Source organism: Limosilactobacillus ingluviei DSM 15946 (assembly GCF_001435775.1).
Lineage (GTDB): Bacteria > Bacillota > Bacilli > Lactobacillales > Lactobacillaceae > Limosilactobacillus > Limosilactobacillus ingluviei.
Window position 1 is genome coordinate 1 of sequence record NZ_AZFK01000081.1, and the last position, 11,729, is coordinate 11,729.

Sequence of the window (11,729 nt, forward strand, 5' to 3'; positions counted from 1 at the left end):
GTTGTCGAGCAATACATCAACAATCAAAAATACAACGAAACTAAAAAACGCCCTAACGGGCGCTAAAGGGGCCTATCCATTCCATGACTAAAGTCACGGGATTTCCGGCCAAACATCATTAAATCTTTTTTTGGGATCATTTGGCCCACGCCCCTTTTCATCCCCAGCTAGATTGTAGCGGGTAAATTCATCAAAGGCAAAAAAAGACGGCCACGCAAGCGTGGTCGCCTTTTTTCGGGTTGGGCTAAGACTACTTAAGGGTAACAGTAGCACCAGCGGCTTCAAGCTTTTCCTTGATGTCGTTAGCTTCGTCTTCCTTAACGTCTTCCTTGATAGCAGAAGGAGCACCGTCAACCAGGTCCTTAGCGTCCTTCAGACCCAGACCAGTGATGTCCTTAACTACCTTGATAACCTTAACCTTTGCAGAACCGGCAGAAGTCAGTTCAACAGTGAAGCTGTCCTTAGCAGCAGCGTCGGCACCGGCAGCACCGGCAACAGCAACTGGAGCAGCAGCAGAAACGTCGAATTCTTCTTCGATTGCCTTAACAAGGTCGTTAAGGTCAGAGATTGATGCTTCCTTCAGAGAAGCAATGATAGCATCCTTATCAAAAGCCATGATTAAATCCTCCAATATATTATGGTTTTGTGTTACGCACTTTGGCGTAGGTAAAATTTAGCGACTACGCGGCGAGGCCTATGCAGCTTCGTCTTCCTTGTCGGCGATTGCCTTGACGGCCCGTGCGATCTTGCGCATTGGGTCTTGCAGGGCAGATGCCAGCATGGAAAGCAGTTCTTCGCGCCCTGGCATCGTTGCGTATTCGTTGATTTCGTCCAGCGTCTTGACGCTTTGTTCGATGAACCCACCCTTAACTTCCAGGGCTTCGTGGTCGTCAGCGAACTTCTTGATGATCTTAGCTGGGGCGATTGGGTCTTCGTTAGAGAAGACGATGGCAGTAGGCCCAACGAAAACATCGTTCAATGCTTCGTAGTCCGTACCTTCAACGGCCCGTTGCAAGATCTTGTTCTTGATAACCATCATCTTAACGTCAGCGTCACGAAGTTGCTTACGTAAGTCAGTAACTTCAGCAACCGTTAAACCACGGTAGTCAACAACGATGGCGGTTTGGGCTTCCGTCAACATAGCGTTAACTTTCTTTACGGCTTCCGCTTTCTTTGCGATACTTGCTTCACTCATTAGTTTCACCTCCCGCTTTGAATTTGTGATCGGATTTATAAAAAATCCCTATGACCGCAGACATAGAGAAGGAATTTCATTTCTTCCTCGGCAGGGTATTAAGGCGATCGCGCCACCTGAGTCTTAGGCAGAGTCATATTTAAATCAACTCTGACAGTATACTCAATTTTGCGGCCCCTGTAAAGGAAAATCCGCTAATTTTTTGAATTATTTCCTGCAATGAAAAAGTGCATTTTCGCTTTCACGACGTATATAAGAAGTAGGGGCAAAATTTAGTCCCCAAATTTTGAAAGAGGCGAAAATAATGCCAGAAACTTTAGTGAGCGAACGCGCGGCCCTACATGCCGAATGGCAGCAAAAGACGATCAAGGACGACCCGATCTTTGGGACGGTAATGACGAATCCTGAGTTGTGTGCCGAATTATTGCGACGGGCGCTGCCGGAATTAACGATCTGGTTGGTCAAGGACGCCGACCCCCAGCACACCATTCAAGCTACCCCGACGGCCAAGGGAATCCGGATCGACGTTTATGCCCGGGATGATCAAGAACGGACGTATACGGTGGAAATGCAGATGGTCAACGAGCATAACCTGCCGTTTCGGATGCGGGAATATCAAAAGTTGATGGATCAGGAAATCTTGAACAGCGGCGATGATTACGACAAGTTGGCCAACTATCCGACTTACGTGATCTTTTTCTGCAACTTTGACTACTACCACCGTGGTTTGGCCCGCTATCAGTTTGAATTCCGGGAAAAGTGGCACCCGGAGATCGCCGCGGGTGACTTGCGGACACTGGTCGTTTTTAACACCAAAGCGAAGGACTACCAACACGCTGCTGAAATCCGCCCTTTTTTTGACATGATTCGCGGAACCGTCGATACTAAAGATAAATTCGTTGCTGCAGTGGACGCGGAGGTGCAAGCGATCCGCGCTGATAAACAACGGGAGGCGAGGTTTATGAAGGAACAAATTGAATTGCGCCGTCAGTTGCGTAAAAGTGAAGAAGCAGGACGCGATAAAACCGTTTTAAACATGATTAAGTCCTTAGAAAGCCAAGGAATGCCAAAAGCGCAAGTGGTCAAGACGATTGCTATCGCAGAATCTCTTTCTGTAGAAGAAGCGCAAAAGTACTATGAACAGTTACTAGTTACTGAACAATAAATGCCAGCTGCTCTCCCATTAAGGGAGTTGCCGTTTATCTAATCCACGCCGATAAACATATGACCAGCTAGTTATTGTCAGTTAAGTCAAGTACCCCAAGCCATCTACTTTCGGTCGTAGCTTGGGACACATTTATTAAGCGCATCCCACTCAATTAACATGATCCGTTACAAATAGCGCTCAGAAGTTATCCTTCCTTCAAGGATACTTCTGAGCGCTATTCTGTTAAAGACGGTTCATTATGCTGTGCTTACGTTTACTCACCACCCTAAAAAGCGGGTCCCCCATTCCTGAGGAACCCGCCTTTAGTGCGGTTAACTATTCACTTGTCTAGAATTAGTCTTCCTTCTTACGCTTGCCACCAAGCCCAAGCATGCCGAGCAGCAGCATGCCCAAGCCACTAGCGGCTAACAGGGAACCTTGTTCATTCCCGGTTTGTGGCAGCGTCTTGGCTTGATCCGCCTTGCCTTGGCCCGCTGGCGCACCTTGACCGTTCGTCGTGGTCGTGCCAGTGCCCTTGCCGGCTTGACCTGCAGCCGTTGGCTTCGTGATCAAGTCCGCCGCGCTGATTTGGTCAACCGAGCCGTCTGGGTAAGTGATCGTTGCCGTCCCATCGTCGGCCACCATTACAACTGTCCCGGCTGGGAAGTTGTTTTGGTTGGCCTTTTCAACGTTGGTCTTAACTTGATCCTTTTCGGCGTCCGTCAAGTGGTTTGGATCAACCACCGTGACCTTGTCACCTGGAACCACTGGCGTGACTTGGTCGGCCGTCGTTTGCCCTGGCTTCGTTACCAGGTCTTGGCCATCAATGACCTTGTAGGAGCCGTCTGGATACAGGATCGTTGCCGTCCCGTCGTCAGCGACCGTAATCTTCGTCCCGTTCGGCAGGTTCGGGTTGGCATCCTTAATGGCTTCTTCAACCTGACCCTTTTCGCCGTCCGTCAGCTTGGTTGGATCGCCAACTTCGACCTTCGTACCTGGCACGGTGACGTCAGTCTTGTCAGCATCGGTCTTACCTTCTACGACCTTGTCTCCCGGAATCGTGTCCTTGGAGCCATCTGGGTAGGTTACCGTTACATCACCGTTGTCGCCAACCGTGATCTTCGTCCCATCTGGCAACGTGGAGTTTCCATCCTTGTCCTTGTTGGCATCTTCAACTGCCTTCACAACGTCTTCCTTTTCACCATCCGTCAACTTGGTTGGGTCATCGACCTTCACCTTGTCATCTTCACTTGGCACGTTTGGTTCATTCTTGTCAGCGTCGGTCTTACCTTCTACGACCTTATCACCCGGAATCGTATCTTCTGACCCGTCTGGGTAGGTTACCGTTACATCACCGTTGTCGCCAACCGTGATCTTCGTCCCGTCTGGCAACGTGGAGTTTCCGTTATCGTCCTTGTTGGCATCCTCGACCGTCTTGACAACGTCTTCCTTTTCACCATCCGTCAACTTGGTTGGGTCGTCGACCTTCACCTTGTCGTCTTCACTTGGCACGTTTGGTTCGTTCTTGTCGGCGTCGGTCTTGCCTTCTACGACCTTGTCTCCCGGAATCGTGTCTTCTGACCCGTCTGGGTAGGTTACCGTTACATCACCATTGTCGTCAACCGTGATCTTCGTCCCATCTGGCAACGTGGAGTTTCCGTTGTCGTCCTTGTTGGCATCTTCGACTGCCTTGACAACTTCGCCCTTTTCATCGTCCGTCAACTTAGTTGGGTCATCGACCTTCACCTTGTCGCCTGGTACGTTTGGTTCGTTCTTGTCGGCATCGTTCTTCTTTTCAACCAACTGGTCACCGTCAATCGTGTCCTTCGTCCCGTCTGGGTAGGTTACGGTCGTCGTCCCATCATTGTCTACCGTGATCTTAGTCCCGTCTGGCAATGTGGAGTCGCCGTTGTCGTCCTTGTTGGCATCTTCGACCGCCTTAGCAACTTCGCCCTTTTCATCGTCCGTCAACTTAGTTGGATCGTCAACCTTCACCTTGTCACCTGGCACCTTCGGATCATTCGTTTGGTCGCCCGTCTTGGTGTCACTTGGGTTTGCTGGTTCGACCAGCTTGTCACCGTCGATCGTGTCTTTTGTCCCGTCTGGGTAGGTTACGGTCGTCGTCCCATCATTGTCTACCGTGATCTTAGTCCCGTCTGGCAATGTGGAGTCGCCGTTGTCGTCCTTATTGGCATCTTCGACCGCCTTGACAACTTCGTCCTTTTCCTCGTTGGTCAACTTGGTTGGATCATCGACCTTCACCTTGTCGCCCGGAATGATTGGATCGTACTTTTCATCATCGGTCTTGGTATCCGGCGTCGGTGTTGGCGTGTCAGCTGGGCTGATGGTGAAGTCGGCTGGCGTTTCATTAACCGTTGTGTAACCAGCGTCCTTCAGCTTCTGCTTCCCAGTTTCCGTCAAAGCAACGTGGTAGGTTCCGACTTCCGTTGGCGCATCAGTTAATGGCTTAGCCGTAGCTAATAGCATCCGTGCCTTCGCCGCTGATTGCTTGGTGATCGTGTAGTCCTTCCCGGCTTCCAACGTGACATCAACGTCCTTGCCGTCTTGGTCCGTAATCGTTACCGTTACTTCCGCTGGTTTACCGTCGTACTTCTTGTCAACACCCTTGAAGACAACGTTAACTGTTTTTTCGGTTGGCGTTGGCGTGTCAGTCTTTTCTTCAACCAGCTTATTACCTGGGATAGTGTCGACTGACTTGTCTGGGTAGTTAATCGTTGCTGTACCATCATCACCTACTGTAACTGTAGTGCCATCTGGGAAGTTACCCTTATTAGCGTCTTCCACATTCTTCTGAACTTTAGCTTTTTCAGTTTCAGTTAAGCTGCTGGTATTTACTACTGGTTCCTTGGTTTCTGGAACTTTTGGTGTGGTCTTCTCAGCGTCGGTTGCTGGACGTACCAATTCGCTACCTGGGATTGTTTCACTTGACTTATCTGGGTAGTTAATCGTTGCTGTACCATCATCACCTACTGTAACTGTAGTGCCATCTGGGAAGTTACCCTTATTAGCGTCTTCCACATTCTTCTGAACTTTAGCTTTTTCAGTTTCAGTTAAGCTGCTGGTATTTACTACTGGTTCCTTGGTTTCTGGAACTTTTGGTGTGGTCTTCTCTGCTGAAGTCTTTTTGACTACATACACATATTCATCGTGATGATCAATAGTATATGTTCCATTTACAGTATTTGCTTGATTGGTCGCCAAATTATAGTCCGTTGGTAATTTGACATTATAATTATAATTTTCTCCCAATTTACCACTAATCGTATCTGTTGCTACTTCTTCCCCATCTCCCGGCACAAAAATAGAACTTTTATTCCCAGTTACATCGATATAATGAACTCTAACTTCAGACTTATCTTCACTACTATCCTTTGCATAATAGTAAACAATACCATCATTAGTTGATGTAATTTGATTTATATATGTGTACCAGTTTCCATGCGAAATAAACGACATGCGATCGTTAACATTTGACTCGTTCCCCAAGTAACGTGTCGTACTATTAATCGCTTCACCATCATAATACGCAGTAACTCGAATAAACCCTTGAGAGTTAATTACTGTTTGCTTTATAACTACATGTTTATCAAGTCTAAAATCATACGATCCACCCACTTTATATGGGGAGATATATCCTGTGGTCTTTGGCGATTGTTTCAATGTATATCCATCAATAGTTGGTGCCTCTCCGGTAATTGTATATTTCTGATAAGCAACACCTTCAAAAGATTTTGGCGCTGCAAGTTCGTCTCCCGTTGCTTGATCAATATAATGAATCGTAGTTGTCATTTTCGTTGGCATTGGAGTCGTCATAAAGCCATTTCCCGTTGAAGCTGTGTCTCCAGAAATTCCGGTATCTTGACCATATGCAAAACCAACCACCATGCCATATATATTATCGCCTTTTTCGATCCCATCAAGACCAATTGAAACACTAGTCCCATCATAATTAGTAAAAATTGGAGCATGAGTAGTTCCACCTGTCCCGTTACTATACTCAACCTTCTTTGATTCACCAGGTACTACCACTTCTTCTTGTATAGTTTTATACCGTCCAGTATGCAAAATTGTTACATATAAATTATTATCATTCAAATTATTTGAGCGGGCCAACAAATAGATAACATGGTAAGATTCATTATAGTTAGCAGCACCGGCAAAGTAGTATCTCCCGCTCTCATCGTTGGTAGTGTGGTTTTGCAAGATTTCCTTTACTTTTGCTGTTGAAGAGTCCTTATACCACTTCAGGTTCTTGTATACCCAGTTTTCCGTGGGCTTATTAATTATCTCCGTTAACATGGGCTGGGAATCCAGCTTAATGTCTTGGTTTGAAATCGGTAAGCTAGCAGTACCTGCCACCTTCATTACTGGTCGTGCAGCCAGTACTTTAAACTTGGCGGCTGTAAACTTGGCGGCTGTAAACTTGGCGGCTGTAAACTTGGCGGTTGTCTTTTGTGTAGTTGGTGTTGTTGCGTCGTTAGTCGGCGTTACTTCAGTATCTTTTTTGTCGACATTGGTAGTATTTTGCGTAGGATTTTGACCTTGCGGAGTATCTTGGTGATTTGTTGCCTCTTCAGTATCGGTTGTAGGTACTTGCTGATTTACCTTTTGGCCATTTGCTTGTTTATCTGTACCGGTAGGCGTTTCCGTTAATGTCTTACCCTGACCTTTATCGGTACTATCTCCACTAGTCTGCGGCGTAGATGTTGTACCTTCAGTAACCTTGTCCTTATTGCCCCCTTGAATCGTGGTACTTCGTGTTACATCATCACTAGGACTAGTAACAGTATCTGCTAATACCGCATGGTTGCCATATAGCATAAAAGTTGTCCCCAACAATACTGATGCTACTCCTACAGATAACTTCCGTACTCCCCAACGTTGCTTCCTTTCGGCATGCTTTTGTTGGTAGAATTGATGATTGTTTTTCGAAACCATATCCGTTCCTCCTAAGCTCATAAAACATATACACTTATCACACTCTTAGTGTATCATATACTTCTTATAAGTCTATAAAAAAAGATTTTCTAAATTTCAAGAATAAGTTAGCCACTAAGCTGAAATAAATATCAAGGCTTGGCAGGGCTAAATCCCTCTCATTGTAACCAAAGTTACTCAAAAAAATTTAAGCAATCGTTGGTGGCAAAGTATGTTGATTCCAACGAGTCGTTGGACTTATTTGCAATAAAACATGGATTACGATCATCGTCTCAGCTAAAACAGTGGATTATCAGTATATAATGAATCAAACTTAAAGGCTTATAAGCCAAGGAAGCGAGATTCCAAAATGACTGGACGTAAGACAACTTTAGAAGAACGACTGAAGATTATTGAAGAACTGATTAAGCATGATGTTAATTACAACTGGGCGGCTGAAGAATACCAAGTTAGCTACCAACAAGTTTATGGTTGGTATCAGAAGTATCGTAAAAGCGGTAATGCCCCCGAATCACTTCGTGATCACCAGGGTAAAGCAAAACCTGACAAAGATTGGACAGAAGTTGATCGTCTCAAGGCGGAAAATCGTCTTCTAAAAGCTCAACTTAAAAATCGTGAAATAGAGATTGCCTTCGCAAAAAAATTAGTAGAAATACGCAATCGGGAGGTAAACGAGGGACACAGTTCCAAGCAATCAAAGAATTGAACGAAACACATGGCTAATCAATTAGCCAGTTATGCCGCATCGCTGAGGTCTCACGCGATGGTTACTATAAGTGGATCAGTCGTAAACCAAGCCAACGCCAAAAAGAGCAGGACGAGCTGTATAAAGTGATCTTAGAGTTAGCGCGGAAACATCATTGGACGCTTGGATATTCAGCGATGACAACCCAGCTCAAATTTGAAGGCCGCCTGAGCTTTTCGGCAGGTCTTAAGCGGGTAATTAATTGCATGCGTAAGCATGGTCTTAAAGCTAATATTAGGAGAAAGCAACACAACCGTATCCAACGCCAAGAAGAATACGTTAACGGTAATTTACTTCACGAACAATTTAATCGTGAAAGTAAAAATGAAGTGTGGGTCACCGATACAACAGAGGTCGTCTACGGTGAGCATACACTTCATAAAGCACGAGTACACGTAACGTCAATTGCTAGTTTGTAACATTCCAAATTTTACTAGATTATTCGTCATGACAAGTGCCTCGATCTGTGCTTGCAATCCCACCAAACTACGAGCATAAGTCTGTTCGCTTCCCAAGAGTTTCAATTTAGCAAATGCAGTCTCAATAAGGCGACGCGTCCGCTTACGGGCTGACCTATTATGCTGTTTTACACCTTTCATATTTGAACGATACGGCGTCCAGATGTTGTGACCTTGTTGCTTAACCTTACTTCGTAAGTCTTTACCGACGTAGCCGACGTCAGCTAGAATTTGTGGACAAGGGCAGTTTTGAATCAATTCTGGAGCAGCCTTAACGTCATGGATTGACGCTGGTGTCACTTCATAATCGAGAATCAGGCCGCTAGGTTCTACGATCATGTGAACTTTGAAACCATAGAAGTACAGCTGTTTCGCAGCGTTATAGCCAATGTTAGCAATCCCAGCAAACAAGCGAGCTCGAGCATTACGAACCCCTTGACAAAGCGGGAGCGGATAACTATCGATAATGGCTGTTTGGGAAGGCGTAGTCCACGTTAGCAATCCTCGGCGAATTGCTTGAAAAACTGGTGTGACCTGGTTAATCCGACGGATTAGGCGGGAATACTCCAACAAGGGTAACGAAGGGATCGTAGCTTGCACTAAATCGTAAAAGGCAGTCCAAGTTGAAATATGATATTGCGTTTTGAGGAGCATTAGGGCCATTATCTCAGCGTCAGATAGTTTGACGTGTTCAATATTGCGCCGTTCCATAAATTTTCGTGGGACAAAATCTTGCATCAACTGTTGTAATTCAGAACAAGTGTAGGCAAAAACCGCTTGAAAATCATGGCGATCATAACTAGACTTAAAGTAGCTTAACAAGGCAAAGACTCCTTTTTTAGTCTACTTTGAGTCTAACCTTGTTAGGCTTTTTTTGTTAAATGTTACGAACTAGCAAATCGCGTTACACGTAATTTTAGACCTATATGGTCGTTATGCGTTGAGCTACAACATTTCAAATACGGAAACATCGGAAGCAGTAGTCGAGACCTTTAATCGTGCTTTTAAGGTCGAACCCGATGCCCACCCTATGGTTCATACCGATCGTGGTTCAGCCTACTGTTCGGGTATGTTTAACGATTACTTGACTGGCAAAAATTGTAGGCATAGTATGTCGCATCCAGGCCATCCTTGGGAGAATTCACCGATGGAACGATGGTGGAATGATTTCAAATTGATCTGGCTCCAAAATCATGATCGCCCTAAAAATTTGACAGAGCTAGACCAACTCGTAAAAGAAGCTGTGGACTACTTTAACACTAAACGTGCTTATACAAGCAGAAACGGTTTGACCGCAGAACAATTCCGCAGTCAAACCGCCTAAACTAAATTTATCTATTTGATCTGTATACTTGACGGGACATAGTGCCTCGTACTGAGCTCTTTTGTTTTATTGATAACCTATTGACCGTTTGAAGTTCAAGGTCAATTCAGCCAGCTGATAGCTTAGTTTTGCCGCCGTTTGAGCTTTGCTCCTAACCCCAGCAGCATGGAGGCAAGTGTTAAGCCTAAGTCAGCGGCCACCAAGCTGGCATCATCAGCTGCCCCGGTTTGTGGCAACTGATTTTGCTTGGACGCACTGCTGGTGGTTGGTGTTGTATTCTTGCCGTCAATTGCAGTTGCCGCCTTGCTAAGACTATTTTGGTCACTTTGACCTGAACTGTTCTTAGCTACCGTTGCGTCCCCCGATGCCCCCTTCAGTAGAGCCATGATCTCATCTAAAGCGGCTTTGGCCAGATCGACTTGCGCTTGTGTCGCGTTAGCATCTGCCAACACGGCTTGGGCCTCACTTAATGCCTTCTCGTAAGCACGCTTGATCGTATCGTTGGCGTTGGTGTAGGCCGTCGTCTTCGCGGCCACGTTGGCTTGATTGTAAGTGGCTTGTAAGGCACTCTTATCCGTTGCCTTCCCCGTCAGAGCTTCTGCCGCCTGGGCTAAGTCGGCCTTAGCTTGATCGATTTGTGCTTGGGTGGCATTAGCGTCATCTAGTACCGCTTGGGCGTTACTCAAGGCTTTATCATAGGCTGCCCTAGTTGTTGCGTCCGCATTGTAGTACTTCGGATCGACAACCTTGCCGTTGTTGCCATCGGTGACAGCCTTTTGTAAGGCCCCCATCGTGTCATCCAACGTGATAGCCGTAGTGGCGTAGTTCTTCGCTTCATCAACTGTCGTTGCGGCTTCGACTTGTGCCAGTGCTGCTTCTTTTTGCGCTTGGTTCAGGTTCGTTAAACCGTTGATGACTTCCTTAGCCGCCGTCTTAGTAGCTGCTAACTTCGTGTCACCATTGAGCTTATTCATGGCTTCCGTTAAAGTCTTAATCGCCGCATTAACGGTGTCGACTGGGGTATTGCCATTTGCCGTAATCCCTTCACCACTCGTCAAGGCATCATCAAGGGCTTGTTGGGCTGACGGATCGGCGTTCGTGTAGTTCCCCGTACCCTGGGCCTGCTTGGCCTGGTCAACTGCTTGCTTCAGCGCGCCCATCTTGTTGTCCAGCGTCGTTGCGGTGTCTTGCACTGCACTAACGGCAGTTGGATCAGTAGCGGCTTCGATTGCTTTCTGCGCCGCTTGCTTTTGATCCACCGTCAGGTTATTTAAGTTTTCGATCGCTGCTTTAGCATTTTTCTTGGCTTCATCCAACGCTTGATTATTACCATTTGGGTTTTGTTGGGCCCCTTGCTTCAACTTATCCTTCAACTTATCGTAGGCATCTTTTGAGCCATATTTATTCAGCGTTTCGATAACCGATTCCATCTTGTTGGCATCAAAAATAGTCTCCGGCGTTACCATGTCCTTCGCAGTAGTTAACTCATCAATGGCCTTTTTCACATCGGGATTATTCGGATACTGCTTTTGTAAGTCAGCCAAATTAACAAGCTGAGCGTCAATCTTCTGATTTGTGGCCTCAATTAGTTTTTGGCTAATGGTGCTGACGATTTTATCAACATAAGCGTCAGTAAAGGTTTCGGGGGTCGCAACTTGTTTTTCTAGGGCCTGATCAACCCAACCACTTCCATAATCAGTTTGTTTTAAATCCAAAATCGCAGTAACACTCGCAAGATTATTTTTATAATCGACTACGCGAATTGCTAGTTCGTAATAATTAACGGCAGATTGTAAAATTTAAGTTGAACGAATTTAGTGACGTAGGTTAAGCAAGAAGACCTCGATTGGTGTATGCCAATTAAGACATTTAAGTGGCCGTGAATTCAGATACCAATTGAT

8 protein-coding genes, 1 pseudogene and 1 other annotated feature are annotated in these 11,729 nt (G+C 46.0%); of the genes and pseudogenes, 4 read left to right on the top strand and 5 right to left on the bottom strand.

The genetic code is table 11. The annotated features are described in order from the left end of the window. Positions 1-250: 250 nt before the first annotated feature. Positions 251-616: a 50S ribosomal protein L7/L12 gene (gene rplL / locus FC43_RS09005; RefSeq protein ID WP_019206938.1), complete on the bottom strand. Its 366-nt coding sequence runs from the start codon at positions 614-616 to the stop codon at positions 251-253. Positions 617-694: 78 nt separating this feature from the next. Beyond that, entirely contained in the window at positions 695-1,195 is a 501-nt protein-coding gene (rplJ, locus tag FC43_RS09010; RefSeq protein WP_056955425.1) for a 50S ribosomal protein L10, read from the bottom strand. A gap of 30 nt (positions 1,196-1,225) precedes the next feature. Beyond that, positions 1,226-1,341, bottom strand: a sequence feature (ribosomal protein L10 leader region). 158 nt (positions 1,342-1,499) lie between these two features. On the opposite strand from rplJ, the gene FC43_RS09015 reads away from it, so the two are divergent. After that, positions 1,500-2,360 carry an Rpn family recombination-promoting nuclease/putative transposase gene (locus FC43_RS09015; protein WP_056955426.1) on the top strand — a complete coding sequence of 287 codons (861 nt, stop codon included), beginning with the start codon at positions 1,500-1,502 and terminating at the stop codon, positions 2,358-2,360. Positions 2,361-2,696: 336 nt separating this feature from the next. Here the strand turns inward: FC43_RS09015 and FC43_RS10915 are convergent, their stop codons facing one another. Beyond that, on the bottom strand, positions 2,697-7,301 hold the full coding sequence (locus tag FC43_RS10915; RefSeq protein WP_162259000.1) for a MiiA motif-containing surface protein: 4,605 nt from the start codon (positions 7,299-7,301) through the stop codon (positions 2,697-2,699). 126 nt (positions 7,302-7,427) lie between these two features. Here FC43_RS10915 and FC43_RS09025 point away from each other — a divergent pair. Together FC43_RS09025 and FC43_RS09030 are read left to right on the top strand one after the other, a co-directional pair. Beyond that, a pseudogene (locus FC43_RS09025) lies at positions 7,428-8,007 on the top strand (helix-turn-helix domain-containing protein); the annotation flags it as partial. Between the two features lie 116 nt (positions 8,008-8,123). After that, positions 8,124-8,465: an IS3 family transposase gene (locus FC43_RS09030; RefSeq protein ID WP_268872359.1), complete on the top strand. Its 342-nt coding sequence runs from the start codon at positions 8,124-8,126 to the stop codon at positions 8,463-8,465. Here FC43_RS09030 and FC43_RS09035 read toward each other — a convergent pair. Beyond that, on the bottom strand, positions 8,448-9,326 hold the full coding sequence (locus tag FC43_RS09035) for an IS982 family transposase (RefSeq protein ID WP_056955429.1): 879 nt from the start codon (positions 9,324-9,326) through the stop codon (positions 8,448-8,450). The genes FC43_RS09030 and FC43_RS09035 overlap by 18 nt on opposite strands. A 76-nt stretch (positions 9,327-9,402) precedes the next feature. Here FC43_RS09035 and FC43_RS11510 point away from each other — a divergent pair, with 76 nt between their 5' ends. Further along, a complete protein-coding gene (locus FC43_RS11510) occupies positions 9,403-9,828 on the top strand; it encodes a DDE-type integrase/transposase/recombinase (protein WP_338086425.1) in 426 nt (141 codons plus the stop codon). Positions 9,829-9,950: 122 nt separating this feature from the next. Here FC43_RS11510 and FC43_RS09045 read toward each other — a convergent pair whose 3' ends face one another. Next, positions 9,951-11,543 (bottom strand): GA module-containing protein, encoded by a 1,593-nt coding sequence (locus FC43_RS09045; protein WP_056955430.1) that lies wholly within the window; start codon positions 11,541-11,543, stop codon positions 9,951-9,953. Between the last annotated feature and the right edge of the window lie 186 nt (positions 11,544-11,729).